The sequence below is a fragment of the Geodermatophilus sabuli genome, assembly GCF_900215145.1.
Taxonomy (GTDB): Bacteria; Actinomycetota; Actinomycetes; order Mycobacteriales; family Geodermatophilaceae; genus Geodermatophilus; species Geodermatophilus sabuli.
Genome location: NZ_OBDO01000003.1, coordinates 125,527 through 140,797 on the forward strand (window position 1 = coordinate 125,527; position 15,271 = coordinate 140,797).

Here is a 15,271-nt window from a genome sequence, read left to right on the forward strand (position 1 = left end):
GGACGGACGATGATCTCCAACCCGCTCCGGGACCCGCGGGACCGGCGGCTGCCCCGCGTGCCCGAGCCGTGCGCGCTCGTGGTGTTCGGCATCACCGGCGACCTGGCCCGCAAGAAGTTGCTCCCCGCGGTGTACGACCTGGCCAACCGGGGGCTGCTGCCGACCAACTTCGCCCTGCTGGGCTTCGCCCGGCGGGACTGGGGCGACGAGGACTTCGCCGAGCTGGCCCGCGACGCCGCCCGCAAGGCCGCCCGCACGCCGTGGCGCGAGGAGGTCTGGGAGCGGCTGGCCGGCAGCGTCCGGTTCGTGCAGGGCTCGTTCGACGACGACAACGCCTTCGACCAGCTCGCGGCGACCCTCGGCGAGCTGGAGGGCACCCACGGCATCGGCGGCAACGCGGCGTTCTACCTGTCCATCCCCCCGGCGATGTTCCCCATCGTGCTCAAGCAGATGCAGCGGACCGGCATGGCCGACAGCACGCCCGACCGCTGGCGCCGGGTCGTGGTGGAGAAGCCGTTCGGTACCGACCTGGCCTCCAGCCGCGAGCTCAACGCGCTGGTCGACTCGGTGTTCACCGCCGACGACGTCTTCCGCATCGACCACTACCTGGGCAAGGAGACCGTCCAGAACCTGATGGCGCTGCGGTTCGCCAACACCCTGTTCGAGCCGGTGTGGAACGGCCACCACGTCGACTCGGTGCAGATCACGATGGCCGAGGACGTCGGGATCGGCGGGCGGGCCGGGTTCTACGAGGAGACCGGCGCCGCCCGGGACGTGCTGCAGAACCACCTGCTGCAACTGCTGGCGCTCACCGCCATGGAGGAACCGGTCGAGTTCTCCGCCGAGGAGATCCGCACCGAGAAGCTCAAGGTGCTGCGGGCCATCTCGCTGCCGGAGGACCTCGGCACCTTCGCCGTCCGCGGGCAGTACGAGCAGGGCTGGCTGGCCGGGCAGCGCGCGTCCGGCTACCGGCAGGAGGAGGGCGTCGACCCGGAGTCGACCACCGAGACCTACGCCGCCGTGCGGCTGGGCGTCGAGACCCGCCGCTGGGCGGGCGTGCCGTTCTACCTGCGCACCGGCAAGCGCCTGCCGCGGCGGGTCACCGAGATCGCGCTGGTCTTCAAGCAGGCGCCGCACCTGCCCTTCGCCGCCACCGACACCGAGGAGCTGGGCAACAACCAGCTGGTCGTGCGGGTCCAGCCGGACGAGGGCGTCACCCTCAAGTTCGGGTCGAAGGTGCCCGGCAGCGTCATGGAGGTCCGCGACGTGTCGATGGACTTCCTCTACGGCGAGCAGTTCACCGAGGCCAGTCCCGAGGCCTACGAGCGCCTCCTGCTCGACGTCCTCCTCGGCGACGCCACGCTCTTCCCGCGCAACGCCGAGGTGGAGGCGTCGTGGGCGGTCATCGACCCGCTCGAGGAGTTCTGGGCCGGGACGACGCCGCACCCGTACCGGGCCGGCGAGTGGGGCCCGCGTGCCGCCGACGAGATGCTCGCCGCCGAGGGACGCCGGTGGCGACGCCCGTGACCACCCGGTCCCGGCCCGCCACCCCCTCCCCCGACCGATCCGAGGAGACCTCATGACGACCCTGTGGGACACCACCGGCTCCGCGGTGGTCAAGGAGCTGGCCGCGCAGCGGCGCACCGGCGGCGCCGTGCTCTCCGGCGTCGCCCTCACCCTGGTGGTCGTGGCCGACGAGGGCCGGGTCGCCGAGGCCGAGGAGGCCGCGACCGCCGCCGCCGAGCAGCACCCCTGCCGGCTGCTCATCGTCGTCCGCCGCCAGATCGAGGCACCCTCGCCCCGGCTGGACGCCGAGGTGCTCATCGGCGGCCGCCTCGGTCCGGGGGAGGCGGTGGTCATGCGGATGTACGGCCGGCTGGGGCTGCACGCCGAGTCGGTGGTGCTGCCGCTGCTGGCCGCCGACGCGCCGGTGGTCACCTGGTGGCACGGCGCCCCGCCGGAACGGCTGGCCACCGACGCGCTCGCCGTCATCGCCGACCGGCGGATAACCGACACCTCCCTGGCCGACGACCAGCTGGCCGCCCTGCGCACCCGCGCCGCCGACTACTCCCCGGGTGACACCGACCTGGCCTGGACCCGCAGCACGCCCTGGCGGGCCACGCTCACCTCGACGGTGGACTCGGTGTCCGGTCGCCGCGGGGACGTCGTCCGCGTGCGCGGGGGCCGGGTCGAGGGCGAGCCGGGGAACGCGACCGCCGAGCTGCTCGCCGGCTGGCTGAGCGCCCGGTGTGGCTGCGAGGTCACCGTCACCGAGGGCGACCGGCGGCCCGGGCCGAGCGGCGTCTGCTCCGTCGTCCTCCAGCTCGACCAGGACGAGGAGGTGCGGGTCACCGCCGACCGTCGCGGCGGGGCGCTGATCGCCCAGCCGTACCGGCCCGAGGCGACCGTGGCGCTGCCCGACCGCCAGCTCGGTGACCTGATCGGTGAGGAGCTGCGCCGGCTGGATCCCGACGAGCCCTTCGCCGAGGCCCTGGAGGCAACGACCGGGGTGCACGGCCTCGCCGACCGCTCTCCCGTCCGCGAGCACGTCTGGTTCGACCCCGCGGAGGTCCGGGGCGGCGACGGCGAGCCGCTGCCGACCGTGCCCCTCGACTCGCAGGGCTCCGACGACGCGGCCGAGCACGGCGAGCACGACACCCAGGAGGTGAGCCGGTGAGCTTCTCGCCGGGTGACCGGATCGCCGCGGCGCTGCCCGACGACGGCCGGCCCGTCCCCGACGTCGTCGTCGAGCCCGACGCCGACCACCTCGCCCGCGCCGTCGCCTCCGCGCTGGTCGCGCGGCTCGCGGCCGCCCAGGCGGTGCACGACACCGCGACGGTGGTCCTGACCGGCGGCGGCATCGGCACCGCCGTCCTCGAGCGGGCCGCCGCGCTGGCGGCCGAGCCGGAGCGGGAACGGGTCGACTGGACGGCGGTGGACGTCTGGTGGGGCGACGAGCGGTTCGTACCCGCCGGCAGCGAGGAGCGCAACGAGACCGGCGCCCGCCGGGCCCTGCTGGACCCGGTCGGCGTCCCGGCCGAGCGGGTGCACGCGATGCCCGCCTCGGACGCCGGGTTCGCCGAGCCCGAGGAGGCCGCCGCCTGGTACGCCGAGCAGCTGGCCGCAGCCGCCCCGGAGGGTGCGGCGTTGCCCCGCGTCGACGTGCTGCTGCTCGGCATGGGCCCCGAGGGACACGTGGCGTCGATCTTCCCGGACTCCCCCGCCGCCTCCGACGACCGGCTCGTGGTCGCGGTGCGCGACTGCCCCAAGCCGCCCCCCACCCGGATCAGCCTCGGCTTCGCCGCGATCAACGCCGCCGAGGAGATCTGGCTGCTCGTCTCCGGTGAGGGGAAGGCACCCGCCGTGGCGGCGGCCCTGCGGGCCGGCGCCGGGCCGCAACAGCTCCCCGCCGCCGGGGTGCACGGCCGCCGGGCCACCCGGTGGTTGCTGGACGCCGCCGCGGCCGGGGAGCTCGACGCCGCCCGGTAGCCCGCACCGCGCGCGAGGTCGAGCGACGCGCTGCCCAGGCCCCCGGGACCTGGTCCCCTGGTCCGCGCGGGACACGGCGCGCACACTGCCCGACGTACCCGAGCACAAGGCACCAGTGGATCCCGACGACGGCGCCATCGCGCCGCCCCGTCGGCGCCAGCGCGGAGAGCCCCATGACCATACCCACCCTCGCCGTCGGCCAGCCCGTCCCCGACGTGCTGCTCCCGCTGCCGGCCCGTCCGCCGGCGCCGCCCGTGTCGCGGCACCGCGGCTGTTACTGGGACCACGAGCAGGGCGCCTGGCGGGCCCACGCCCCGCTCCCCCTCCCCCGCCCGGCCCCGGAGTGACGACCGCCCGGTGTCCGAGCGGACGGCTCGGGCACCGGGCGGTGAGCGTCGGAGTCGGTCAGGCGCCGCGGCGGGCGCGCAGCTTGGCGAGCGCCTCCTCGAGCAGCGCGTCGCCGTCGGCGTCGCTGCGCCGCTCCCGCACGTACGCGAGGTGGGTCTTGTAGGGCTCGGTACGGGGGGCCGGCGGCGGAGCCGCCTGGTCCTGCCCGGCGGGGAGGCCGCACCGAGGGCAGTCCCACAGCTCGGGCACCTCGGCGTCGAAGGCGAAGGCAACCAGGGTCTCGTGCCCCTGCGTGCACCAGTAGCCCACCCGGTGACGCGGCGCGGCCTCACCGCGCTCGGCCTCACCCATCGGCCCTGCACCCACCCGGGTGCCCCGGATCGCGTTCCCACCAGCCACGAGCGCCCCCTGTGTCCCCAGCGGTCTGCGGCGACCTCTGCCGCGCGGGCAGTCTAGGGCCTGGAGAGCGCGATCCTGGTCACGTTTTGTGCCACGGAACGAGGTCGTCCCGAAATGGTGGGGTCTGTCCCGGGGCTCCGGCCCCTGCTGGGTCCCGTCGCGAGCTCGCGAGCGATGGGGGGCGGGCCTGCCTCAGGCCTTGAGCAGGATCCCGATGCCGATCACGCAGACGGCCCAGACCAGCCCGGTGAAGACGGTGAGCCGGTTGAGGTTCTTCTCGACCACCGAGGAACCGGACAGCTGCGAGGAGACCGCACCGCCGAACATCGAAGACAGGCCACCACCCTTGCCCCGGTGCAGGAGGATCAGCACCACGAGGAGCACGCTGGTGAGCACCAGCAGGAGGTTGAGGACCAGCTCGATCATGACTCGAGGGTAACCGACCGGCCGCGCCCGCCCGGCCGACGCGGCCGGGACCCGCCCTCAGTCGGGGGACGCGTCACCCGGCGGGCGCCGCTCAGCGGACGCCGGCGGTCGCCAGGTCGTAGCCGGTGTAGGCCGCCATCACCACGCCGTTGCGCAACCGCTGCCCCGCGAGCAGCTGCACCCGCGTCTCCGCGAGGGGCACGTAGGCACCGGTCGCCGTGGCCGCGGCCGCGACGTCCCGCCAGGCCGTCCGTGCGCCCTCACCGGCGGTGCGCGCGGTGTCGATCAGCGCGTCGACCTCGGGGACGGTCAGCCGCGCGAAGTTGGTGTTGCCCACCGGGCTCACCGACCGGCCGTCGACCAGCGGCACGAGGAACGAGCCGGGCGTCGGGAAGTCGGCCGTCCAGGTGGCGAGCACGATGCCGAACCCGTTGGCCGCGACGTTGTCGGGGTTCCCGACGTCGGTGGCGTAGAAGCCCGGCGCGGCCAGCGGCCGGACCTCGACCTCGATGCCGATCGCGCCCAGCTGGCCGGCGATCTCCTCGGCGACGGCCACGCTGGTCGCGGCGTCGGGCACGGCGAGCACGGTGTGGAAGCCGTCCGGCTGGCCGCAGGCGCGCAGGTGCTCGCGGGCGGCGTCCGGGTCCGGCTGCGGATCGGACTCCTCCGGGCCGCCGACCAGCCCGCGCGGCCACAGCTGCGAGGTGCGCACGGCGTTGACCGACCCGCCGAGCTGCTCCTGCACCGCCCGCCGGTCCACGGCCGCGACGACCGCGGCCCGGCACTCCGGGTTGTCCATGGGCGCGACGTTGGTGGGCAGCGCGAGCAGCCTCACCACCCCGCTGGTCACCTCGTCGACGCGGTCGCCCAGCGGGACGTCGCCGCCGGTGCCCTCGGCGAGCCGTGCCGTCGTCGGCGCCTGGACGCCGGTGCCGGAGACGTCGACGTCCGCGGAGCCGGCCAGCAGCGCCTGGTCCCGCTCGACCCCGGTCAGCCCGGTGCGGACGAGGACCTGGTCGGGCAGGGCGGTGCGGACGTCGTCGCTCGCCGGGTCCCACTGGGGGTTGCGGTCGAGCAGGATGCCCGTCGCGGCGTCGACGGAGGTGACCGCGTAGGGCCCGGAGGACACCGGGTCACGGCCGTAGTCGGCGGCGGTGTCGTTCTCGATCGGCACCGGGCTGCTGGACGGGAGCGCCATCACGTAGGGGAAGTCCGGTTCGGCGGTGCGCAGCCGGAAGGTGATCGTGCGGTCGTCCGGGGTCTCGATCGCGGCCAGGCCCAGCTTGTCGGGGGCCTCGTCCTGGTAGGGGCCGGCATAGGGGTTGCCCGGGTCGTCGAGCAGCTCCACCACGTGGGTGGGGCCGCCGACGATGACGTCGGATGCGAAGGAGCGCTCGATGCCGTACTTGACGTCGCGGGATGTGATCGTCCGGCCGTTCTCGAACCGGGCGCCCTCGCGCAGGGTGAAGGTCCAGGTCGTCCCTCCGTCGGGTGTGGTCCCGAGGTCGGTCGCCAGATCGGGCACCAGCCCGTCGGTCGCGCCCGGCTCCGTGGAGTAGGTCACCAGCGTGCGGGCGTAGAGCCGCATGAGGTTCCACACCGCGGGCAGGTACGAGCGTTGCGGGTCGAGGCTGTCGAGCTCACCGGCCACCACCCGCAGCGTCCCGCCGGTCGCGTCGGACGGTGCCCGGACACCGGTGAGCCCGGCGTCCGGGCCGCCGCCCGACACGGGGACGCCCGTCTCGTCGTCCCCGCGGCCGCTCCAGGTGACGGCCCCCACGACCACGAGGACGACGGCGGCGGCGATCCCGAGGACGCGGCCGCGGGTGCCCCGGGCCCAGGCCGGGACCCGCCCCGCCGACCGCTCCTGCGTGCTGTCCACCTACCCGCTTCCCCCTACGGGCCGGCGGCGGTCAGCTGCCGTCGGCTGCTGTCCGACAGATCTGCACGAACTCGTCGGCGTCCAGGCTGGCACCACCGACGAGCGCGCCGTCGACGTCCGGCCCGGCCAGGATCCCGACCGTGTTCGCGGCCTTCACCGACCCGCCGTAGAGGATACGGACGACGGCGGCCGCCTCCGGGCCGAAACGCTCGGCGAGCCGTGACCGGATGGCACCGCACACCTCCTGCGCGTCCTCGGGTGTGGCCACCTCGCCGGTGCCGATGGCCCAGACCGGCTCGTAGGCGATGACCACCCCGCCGCCGGACCCGGCACCCCCGCTGCCGGCGCCGTCGCCGGGTGCGAGGAGCTGCTCGGCGGTCAGCCCCTCCAGCGCGGCGTCGAGCTGCGTGGTGCAGTGCGACACGTGCGTGCCGGCCCTGCGGACGTCGAGCCCCTCCCCGACGCAGAGGATCGGGACCAGGCCGTGCCGCAGCGCCGCCTGCACCTTGCTCGCGACGACCGCGTCGTCCTCACCGTGCAGCGCCCGGCGCTCGGAGTGTCCGACGACGACGTACCGGCAGGCCAGGGCCGCCAGCATCGCGCCGCTGACCTCGCCGGTGTAGGCGCCGGAGTCGTGGGCGGAGAGGTCCTGCGCGCCGTAGCCGACCTCGAGCTTGTCGCCGGTCACCAGCGTCTGCACGCTGCGCAGCGCGGTGAACGGCGGCAGGACGACGACCTCGGCGGCCTCGAGCTCGGGCTCCTTGAGGGAGAACGCGAGCTTCTGCACCAGGCCGATGGCCTCGAGGTGGGTGAGGTTCATCTTCCAGTTGCCGGCGATCAGCGGGCGCCGCCCCTCCCGGCGCGCCGGTGTGGTCTTCCGTGCCACGTCCGCTCCCCTCAGTCCGCCAGCACCGCGAGGCCCGGCAGTTCCCGGCCCTCGAGGTACTCCAGCGACGCCCCGCCGCCGGTGCTGATGTGCCCGTAGGCGGCCTCGTCGAGACCGAGCTGGCGCACCGCCGCGGCGGAGTCCCCGCCACCGACGACCGACAGCCCGTCGACGGCGCCGACGGCCTCGGCCACGCCGCGGGTGCCTGCCTGGAACGGCGCGAGCTCGAAGACACCCATCGGGCCGTTCCAGAACACGGTGCGCGCGTCGCCGAGGGTCGCCCCGAACAGCTCGACGGTGCGCGGCCCGACGTCCAGGCCCAGCTGCTCGCCGGGGATCGCTTCCACGGTCACCGTGGTCGTGGAGGCCTCGGCGCTGAACTCCGGCGCGCAGACCACGTCGAGCGGCAGCACGATGCGGTCCCCCGCCTCGGCCAGCAGGCGCCGGCAGGTCTCGACCTGGTCCTCCTCGAGCAGCGACTTCCCGACCCCGTGGCCCTGGGCGGCGAGGAAGGTGAAGCACATCCCGCCGCCGACCAGCAGCCGGTCGACCTTGGGCAGCAGCGCCTCGATGACGGCGAGCTTGTCGCTGACCTTCGAGCCGCCGAGGACGACGACGTAGGGCCGCTGCGGGTCCTGCGTCAGCCGGGTGAGGACGTCGAGCTCCCGGGCGACCAGACGGCCGGCGACGTGCGGCAGGCGCTGGGCGACGTCGAACACCGAGGCGTGCTTGCGGTGCACCGCGCCGAAGGCGTCGTCGACGTAGACGTCGGCCAGCGCCGCCAGCCGGTCGGCCAGCGCGCCCCGCTCGGCGTCGTCCTTGGACGTCTCGGCCGCCTCGAACCGGACGTTCTCCAGCAGCAGGACGTCGCCGTCGCCCAGGGTGGCGGCCTTGGCCTGCGCGTCGTCGCCCGCCACGTCGGCGGCCAGGGGCACCGTGACGCCGAGCAGCTCGCCGAGCCGCTCGGCGACCGGGGCCAGCGAGAACTGCGGGTCCGGCGCCCCCTTGGGCCGGCCGAGGTGGGCGGCCACGACCACGCGGGCGCCGGCGTCCCGGAGCGCCTGCAGCGTGGGCAGGCTGGCCCGGATCCGGCCGTCGTCGGTGATGGCGCGGGTGCTCTTGTCGACGGGGACGTTCAGGTCGGCGCGCACGAGCACGCGCCGACCCGAGACCCCCTCGGCGAGCAGGTCGTCGAGGGACCGCATCAGAGGGACTTGCCCACCAGCGAGGTGAGGTCGACGAGCCGGTTGGAGTAACCCCACTCGTTGTCGTACCAGCCGAGCACCTTGGCCATCGGGCCGAAGACCTTGGTCAGCTTCGCGTCGTAGATGCACGACGACGGGTCGGTGACGATGTCGGAGGAGACGATCGGCGCGTCGGTGTAGGTGAGGTACCTGCCCAGCGGGCCGGCGGCGGCCTCGCGGTAGGCGGCGTCGATCTCCTCGGCCGACGCCTCGCGGGTCAGCTGCACGGTGAGGTCGGTGGCCGAGCCGGTGGGCACGGGGACGCGGATGGCGTAGCCGTCGAGCTTGCCCTTGAGCTCCGGCAGCACCAGGCCGATGGCCTTCGCGGCGCCGGTGGACGTCGGGACCATGTTCAGCGCGGCGGCGCGGGCGCGACGGAGGTCCTTGTGCGGGCCGTCCTGCAGGTTCTGGTCGGCGGTGTAGGCGTGGATCGTGGTCATCAGGCCGCGCTCGATGCCGAACGCGTCGTTGAGGACCTTCGCCAGCGGCGCCAGGCAGTTCGTGGTGCAGGACGCGTTGCTGATGATCGTCTGCGACCCGTCGTAGAGGTCGTCGTTGACGCCCATGACGATCGTGATGTCGTCGTCGGTGGCCGGCGCGGAGATGATGACCTTCTTGGCGCCACCGGCGTCGACGTGCTTGCGCGCGTCGGCGGCCTTGGTGAAGAAGCCGGTGGACTCGACGACGACGTCGACCCCCAGGTCGCCCCAGGGCAGGTTGGCCGGGTCGCGCTCGGAGAGGACCTTCATGGTCTTCCCGGCGATCTTGATGCCCTCGCCGTCGGCCGCGACGTCCTCGGCGAGCTTGCCCAGGATGCTGTCGTACTTCAGCAGGTGCGCCAGGGCCTCCGGGCTGGTGAGGTCGTTCACCGCCACGATCTCGATGTCCTGGCCGCTGGCCGCGGCCGCGCGCCAGAAGTTGCGGCCGATCCGGCCGAATCCGTTGATGCCCACCCGTACGGTCACTGCAGCCTCCGATGTCGGTCGACGCTGTCTGTCGGGGGCCGCGCCACTGCGCGGCCTCACCCCGGCGACGACCCTATCTGCCCCGGGACGACGGGGCCCGGGCCGCCTGGGGAGGCGACCCGGGCCGCCTCCCCAGCGGCCCCCTGCGCGGTCCCGCCGCGAGCCCGGTGACGTACTGGAACGGCCACCCTTCAGGGTCCCGCGCCGAGCGTGGTGACGTACTGGAACGGCCCCCTGCAGGGTCCCGCCGCGAGCCTGCGAGTGGCGGGGGGCAGGGGGTCCTTCGACTACTGGGCCAGCATGTCCTCGGTCACGACGGACTCGGTGTCGGGGATGCCGAGGTCCTTGGCGCGCTTGTCGGCCATCGCCAGCAGGCGGCGGATCCGCCCGGCGACGGCGTCCTTCGTCATCGGCGGGTCGGCGCGCTGGCCGAGCTCCTCCAGCGACGCCTGGCCGAACTCCAGGCGCAGCCGCCCGGCGACCAGCAGGTGCTCGGGGGCATCGCCGTTGAGGATCTCCAGCGCCCGCTCCACCCGGGCACTGGCGGCCACGGCCGCCCGGGCCGAGCGGCGCAGGTTCGCGTCGTCGAAGTTGGCCAGCCGGTTGGCGGTGGCACGGACCTCGCGGCGCATCCGCCGCTCCTCCCAGGCCAGCACCGCGTCGTGGGCGCCCATGCGGGTCAGCAGCGCGCTGATCGCGTCGCCGTCCCGGACGACGACCCGGTCCGCGCCGCGCACCTCGCGGGCCTTGGCCGCGATGCCCAGCCGGCGGGCCGCCCCGACCAGCGCCATGGCCGCCTCGGGGCCGGGACAGGTCACCTCGAGGGACGACGAGCGACCCGGCTCGGTCAGCGACCCGTGGGCGAGGAAGGCCCCGCGCCAGGCGGCCTCGGCGTCGTTGATCCCGCCGGAGACGACCGACGGCGGCAGCCCGCGGACCGGGCGGCCACGCTGGTCGACCAGTCCGGTCTGCCGGGCCAGGCCCTCGCCGTGCTTCGCGATGCGGACGAGGTAGCGCACGCCACGGCGGATGTTGCCGCCGGCGAGCACGCTGACACCGCTGGTGTAGCCGTAGACCTCGCTGATGTCGCGGCGCAGGCGCCGGGCCACCGAGCCGGTGTCGAGCTCGGCCTCGATGACCACCCGGCCACCGACGATGTGCAGGCCGCCGCTGAACCGCAGCAGCGCCGTGACCTCCGCCTTGCGCTCGGAGGTCTTGGTGCACTCCACCCGAGACAGCTCGTCCTTGACCATGGCCGTCATCGCCATGCCATCCACCCCCACGTCCCCCCGGGGTAACCAGGCCCCATGTGCGGCGTCCCCTCTACTGCCCTTCGTGCCGGTTCCCGCACCTGAGGTTCCGGTAACCGGCCATGGATTTCCATGCCTAGCGCGCCCCCACGGCCGACTGCAGCGCCGCCGCGAGGCGGGCCGGGTCGTGCCGCGGTGCCCCGTCGAGCTCGGCGACAGGAGCCAGGACCAGCTCCGCACCGCACTCGCGCACCGCAGACAGGAGACCACAGCGGTCAACAACCGAGTCGACATCGGCGATCACAGTGTGCAGCGCCACTCCGCCGAGATGGGCGCGGAGCACCGTGAGGTGCTCCTCCGGCGAGAAGCCGTCGGTCTCCCCCGGCTGCGGCTCCAGGTTCAGCACGACCACCACGCGGGCGGGGCTGTCGGCCAGCGCCGCCCGCAGCCGCGGGACCAGCAGGTGCGGCAGCACCGAGGTGTACCAGGACCCGGGGCCCAGCGAGACGACGTCCGCGGTGGCGATCGCGTCGAGCACCGCCGGGTTCACCGGCGGGTCCGGCGGCGAGACGATGATGTCCCGGACCCGGCCAGGCGTGCTGGCGATCGCCACCTGGCCGCGGATGGTGCGGGTCCGCGAGGGGTCGTCGGGGTCGGTGCTCTCCACCCGCGCCACGAGGTCCAGCGGGACGTCGGCCATGGGCAGCACCCGGCCGCGGGCGCCGAGCAGCCGGCACAGGTCGTCCAGCGCCCGCACGGTGTCGCCGCCGTGCAGCTCGATCAGCCCGGTGAGCACGAGGTTGCCCACGGGGTGGCCGGCCAGCACACCGGTGCCACCGAAGCGGTGCTGGAGCAGCCGGCTCATCTCGCGGGTGTGCTCGCCGTCGTCGGCGAGCGCGGTGAGCGCCATGCGGAGGTCCCCCGGCGGCAGGACGGGCATCTCGCGGCGGATGCGCCCGGAGGAGCCGCCGTCGTCGGCCACGGTGACCACCGCGGTGAGGTCGTCGGTGAGCCTCCGCCACGCGCCGAGGGCGGCGGCCAACCCGTGGCCGCCGCCGAACGCGACCACGCGCGGCGCTCGCCGCGGGACCGGCGGCACGGTGTCCCCGGCCCCCATCACTCGCGGCCCAGGTCGCGGTGCTGCACGGCGACGTCGATGCCGTCGGCGGACAGCCGCCGGGCGAACTCCTCCGCGATCGCGACGCTGCGGTGCTTGCCGCCGGTGCAGCCCACGGCGAGCGTCAGGTACCGCTTGCCCTCCCGCCGGTAGCCGGGGATCAGCAGCCGCAGCACGTCGGTGTAGCGGTCGAGGAACGGCGCGGCGGCCTCCTGGCTGAGGACGTAGTCGCGCACGTCCGGGTCCTGGCCGGTGTGCGGTCGCAGCTCCGGCAGCCAGTGCGGGTTGGGCAGGAACCGGGCGTCGACCACGAGGTCGGCGTCCAGCGGCAGCCCGTACTTGAACCCGAAGCTGAGCACGGTCGCCGTGAGCGGCGGCGTCTGGCCCTCGCGGGCGAAGGCGTTCTCCAGCGTGGCGCGCAGCTGGTGCACGTTGAGGTCGCTGGTGTCCACCCACAGGTCCGCCTCGCCGGCGATGCCGGTGAGCAGCGCCCGCTCGGTGGAGATGCCGTCGATGAGCGTGCCGCTGCCCTGCAGCGGGTGCTCCCGGCGGACCGACTCGTACCGGCGCACCAGCACCTCGTCGCGGGCGTGCACGTACACGACCCGCGGGCGGTGACCGGCCTCGGCCAGGATGCGGATCGCCTCCTGCAGGTCGCTGGAGAACGCCCGGCTGCGGACGTCGACGACCGCGGCGAACCGGCGGACGTCGCCGCGGGCGCCCAGCTCCACCATCGGCAGCAGCAGCGCCGGCGGCAGGTTGTCCACGACGAACCAGCCGAGGTCCTCCAGCACCCGGCCGGCGCTGTTCTTGCCCGCCCCGGACAGGCCGGTCACGACGACGACGTCCAGCGGCTGGGTCTCGGTCGACGTCGGGTCGATCGGCGGGGGGACGTCGGTGTGCGGGTGGCCCGAGGTGCCCGGCGGTGTGCCGAGGGCGCCCGCCCCGTGGGCACGGGTCAGCTCACTCACGCGTCCTCCCCGCTGGCGCTCGTCGGACGCGTTCGTGGCACTGCCCTGCCCCTGCGTGAGCTCGCGAGCTCGTTCACGAGGCCACCAGCCCGACCTCGGCGGTGGACCCGGCGGCCGACTGCGGCGTGCCGCGCTCGGCGGGGCCGGCCGGGGCCGTGGTGCTCTCCACGACCTCGTCGGCGGGCCCGGCGGCCATGGCGTCCAGGGGGTCCGCCGCGTCACCGGAGGACCCCGTCTCCGGCCGTGTCACGGCGGCCAGGACCGCCTCCGCCGTCCGCCGGCCGATGCCGGGCACGGCCACCAGCTCCTCGACGGTGGCCGCCCTCAGCCGTTTGAGTGATCCGAACTGCTTCATCAGCGCCTTCCGCCGCGTCTCCCCGAGACCGGGGACGTCGTCCAACAGGGAGACCAGCATGCTGGTGGAGCGCTTCTGCCGGTGGTAGGTGATCGCGAACCGGTGCGCCTCGTCGCGCACCCGCTGGAGCAGGTACAGCGCCTCGGAGGTGCGCGGCAGGATCACCGGGTCCGTCTCGCCGGGCAGCCACACCTCCTCCATGCGCTTGGCCAGGCCGCAGACGGCGACGTCGACGATGCCCAGCTCGTCCAGGGACCGCGCGGCGGCGGCCACCTGGGGCGCGCCGCCGTCGACGACGAGCAGGTTGGGCGGGTAGGCGAACCGGCGCGGCCGCCCCTCCTCCGCCGCGATGCCCTGCTCGTCCTTGCGGTCGGTCTCCTCCTTGAGGTGGCGGGCGAACCGCCGGCGGACCACCTCGGCCATCGCCGCGGTGTCGTCGGTTCCGTTGGTGACGGAGAACCGGCGGTAGTCGGACTTCTTCGCCAGGCCGTCCTCGAAGACGACCATGCTGGCCACGACGTTCGTGCCCTGGACGTGCGAGACGTCCATGCACTCGATCCGCAGCGGGGCCTCGGGCAGCTCCAGCGCCTCCTGCAGCTCGCTGAGGGCGAGCGACCGGGCGGTGAGGTCGCTGGACCGCTTGACCCGGTGCCGGGCGAACGCCTCCTTGGCGTTGCGCTCCACCGTCTCCAGCAGCGCCCGCTTGTCCCCGCGCTGGGGCACCCGCAGGGACACCCGCGACCCGCGCAGCTCGCTGAGCAGCTCGGCGTAGACGTCGGCGTCGGCGGGCAGCTCCGGGACGAGCACCTCCCGCGGCACCGCCTCCCCCGCCTCTGCGGACTGCTCGGCCCCGGCGCCGGAGCCCCCGTACACCTGCAGGAGGAACTGCTCGACGAGCTCGCCGGTGGTGACCTCCTCGACCTTGTCGACGATCCACCCGCGCTGGCCGCGCACCCGCCCGCCGCGCACGTGGAAGACCTGCACCGAGGCCTCCAGCTCGTCCTGGGCGAAGGCCACGACGTCGGCGTCGGTGCCGTCGCCGAGGACGACGGCCTGCTTCTCCATCGCCCGCTTGAGCGCTCCCAGGTCGTCGCGCAGCCGGGCGGCCTTCTCGTACTCCATCGCCTCGGCGGCGGCGGCCATCTCGCGCTCCAGCCGCTTCACCATCTGCTCGGTGCGGCCGGCCATGAAGTCGCAGAAGTCGTCGACGATCTCGCGGTGCTCCTCGGCGGAGACCCGGCCGACGCAGGGTGCGGCGCACTTGCCGATGTAGCCGAGCAGGCAGGGCCGGCCGATCTGCCCCGCCCGCTTGAAGACGCCGTTGGAGCAGGTGCGCGCCGGGAAGACCCGGGTGAGCGTGTCGAGCGTCTCGCGGATCGCCCAGGCGTGCGCGTAGGGCCCGAAGTAGCGCACGCCCTTCTTCTTGGGGCCGCGCATGACCTGCAGCCGCGGGTACTCCTCGTTCAGCGTCACGGCCAGCGACGGGTAGCTCTTGTCGTCGCGGTACCGGACGTTGAACCGGGGGTCGAACTCCTTGATCCAGTTGTACTCGAGCTGGAGCGCCTCCACCTCGGTGCCGACGACGGTCCACTCGACGCTGGCCGCCGTCGTCACCATCTGCCGGGTGCGGGGGTGCAGGCCCGCGACGTCGGCGAAGTAGCTGTTCAGCCGCTGCCGGAGGTTCTTGGCCTTGCCGACGTAGACCACCCGCCCGCTGGGGTCGCGGAACTTGTAGACCCCTGGGTCCTCCGGGATGCTGCCGACCGCCGGTCGGTACGTGGACGGGTCGGGCATGGCCCCCAGGTTAGGTGGGCCGGACGACGGTTCGCCCGGGTACCGGGGCGGCCGGGGTCACCGGGACGACATCGGTGTGATTCCCCGGCCGTTGACACGCTCCCGCCGTCGGCTCCACCCTGTCCGGTGCACGGGGGCGCGAGGA

General features: G+C 74.4%; 14 protein-coding genes. 4 read left to right on the forward strand and 10 right to left on the reverse strand.

What is annotated here, in order from left to right; translation table 11 throughout:
- Positions 1-9: 9 nt before the first annotated feature.
- The 4 genes from zwf to CRP39_RS26735 all read left to right on the forward strand — a co-directional run bounded on the left by zwf (position 10) and on the right by CRP39_RS26735 (position 3,836).
- Positions 10-1,527, forward strand: a complete 1,518-nt coding sequence (gene zwf, locus CRP39_RS08740) for a glucose-6-phosphate dehydrogenase (protein WP_097205990.1) — start codon at positions 10-12, stop codon at positions 1,525-1,527.
- 52 nt (positions 1,528-1,579) lie between these two features.
- Positions 1,580-2,677, forward strand: coding sequence for a glucose-6-phosphate dehydrogenase assembly protein OpcA (locus CRP39_RS08745; RefSeq protein ID WP_097205991.1), 1,098 nt, complete (start codon positions 1,580-1,582; stop codon positions 2,675-2,677).
- Positions 2,674-3,489, forward strand: coding sequence for a 6-phosphogluconolactonase (gene pgl / locus CRP39_RS08750; protein ID WP_097205992.1), 816 nt, complete (start codon positions 2,674-2,676; stop codon positions 3,487-3,489). Before CRP39_RS08745 ends, pgl begins: the two co-directional genes overlap by 4 nt.
- Before the next feature lie 173 nt (positions 3,490-3,662).
- Positions 3,663-3,836, forward strand: coding sequence for a hypothetical protein (locus tag CRP39_RS26735; protein ID WP_172442350.1), 174 nt, complete (start codon positions 3,663-3,665; stop codon positions 3,834-3,836).
- 58 nt (positions 3,837-3,894) lie between these two features.
- Here the strand turns inward: CRP39_RS26735 and CRP39_RS08755 are convergent, their stop codons facing one another.
- The 10 genes from CRP39_RS08755 to uvrC all read right to left on the reverse strand — a co-directional run bounded on the left by CRP39_RS08755 (position 3,895) and on the right by uvrC (position 15,126).
- Positions 3,895-4,236, reverse strand: a complete 342-nt coding sequence (locus CRP39_RS08755) for an RNA polymerase-binding protein RbpA (RefSeq protein WP_097205993.1) — start codon at positions 4,234-4,236, stop codon at positions 3,895-3,897.
- 192 nt (positions 4,237-4,428) lie between these two features.
- Positions 4,429-4,662 (reverse strand): preprotein translocase subunit SecG, encoded by a 234-nt coding sequence (gene secG / locus CRP39_RS08760; RefSeq protein ID WP_221201373.1) that lies wholly within the window; start codon positions 4,660-4,662, stop codon positions 4,429-4,431.
- Positions 4,663-4,753: 91 nt separating this feature from the next.
- Positions 4,754-6,544, reverse strand: coding sequence for an ABC transporter substrate-binding protein (locus CRP39_RS08765; RefSeq protein WP_097205994.1), 1,791 nt, complete (start codon positions 6,542-6,544; stop codon positions 4,754-4,756).
- 31 nt (positions 6,545-6,575) lie between these two features.
- Positions 6,576-7,430: a triose-phosphate isomerase gene (tpiA, locus tag CRP39_RS08770; RefSeq protein WP_245853710.1), complete on the reverse strand. Its 855-nt coding sequence runs from the start codon at positions 7,428-7,430 to the stop codon at positions 6,576-6,578.
- A gap of 11 nt (positions 7,431-7,441) precedes the next feature.
- Complete coding sequence (locus CRP39_RS08775; RefSeq protein ID WP_097205995.1) at positions 7,442-8,635, reverse strand: phosphoglycerate kinase; 1,194 nt, start codon at positions 8,633-8,635, stop codon at positions 7,442-7,444.
- On the reverse strand, positions 8,635-9,639 hold the full coding sequence (gene gap / locus CRP39_RS08780) for a type I glyceraldehyde-3-phosphate dehydrogenase (protein WP_097205996.1): 1,005 nt from the start codon (positions 9,637-9,639) through the stop codon (positions 8,635-8,637). The genes CRP39_RS08775 and gap overlap by 1 nt, the downstream gene beginning before the upstream one ends.
- A 287-nt stretch (positions 9,640-9,926) precedes the next feature.
- Positions 9,927-10,907, reverse strand: coding sequence for a DNA-binding protein WhiA (whiA, locus tag CRP39_RS08785; protein ID WP_097205997.1), 981 nt, complete (start codon positions 10,905-10,907; stop codon positions 9,927-9,929).
- Positions 10,908-11,025: 118 nt separating this feature from the next.
- Positions 11,026-11,958, reverse strand: a complete 933-nt coding sequence (locus CRP39_RS08790; protein ID WP_245853712.1) for a gluconeogenesis factor YvcK family protein — start codon at positions 11,956-11,958, stop codon at positions 11,026-11,028.
- Positions 11,959-12,005: 47 nt separating this feature from the next.
- Entirely contained in the window at positions 12,006-12,977 is a 972-nt protein-coding gene (gene rapZ, locus CRP39_RS08795) for an RNase adapter RapZ (RefSeq protein ID WP_245853714.1), read from the reverse strand.
- Between the two features lie 73 nt (positions 12,978-13,050).
- Positions 13,051-15,126 carry an excinuclease ABC subunit UvrC gene (gene uvrC / locus CRP39_RS08800; protein WP_097205999.1) on the reverse strand — a complete coding sequence of 692 codons (2,076 nt, stop codon included), beginning with the start codon at positions 15,124-15,126 and terminating at the stop codon, positions 13,051-13,053.
- Positions 15,127-15,271 lie beyond the last annotated feature (145 nt).

Bases quoted from the DNA above. Each gene is read 5' to 3' on its own strand.
- zwf (WP_097205990.1), top strand. From the start codon at position 10: ATGATCTCCAACCCGCTCCGGGACCCGCGGGACCGGCGGCTGCCCCGC.
- CRP39_RS08745 (WP_097205991.1), top strand. From the start codon at position 1,580: ATGACGACCCTGTGGGACACCACCGGCTCCGCGGTGGTCAAGGAGCTG.
- CRP39_RS26735 (WP_172442350.1), top strand. From the start codon at position 3,663: ATGACCATACCCACCCTCGCCGTCGGCCAGCCCGTCCCCGACGTGCTG.
- secG (WP_221201373.1), bottom strand. From the start codon at position 4,662: ATGATCGAGCTGGTCCTCAACCTCCTGCTGGTGCTCACCAGCGTGCTC.
- CRP39_RS08775 (WP_097205995.1), bottom strand. From the start codon at position 8,635: ATGCGGTCCCTCGACGACCTGCTCGCCGAGGGGGTCTCGGGTCGGCGC.
- whiA (WP_097205997.1), bottom strand. From the start codon at position 10,907: ATGGCGATGACGGCCATGGTCAAGGACGAGCTGTCTCGGGTGGAGTGC.
- uvrC (WP_097205999.1), bottom strand. From the start codon at position 15,126: ATGCCCGACCCGTCCACGTACCGACCGGCGGTCGGCAGCATCCCGGAG.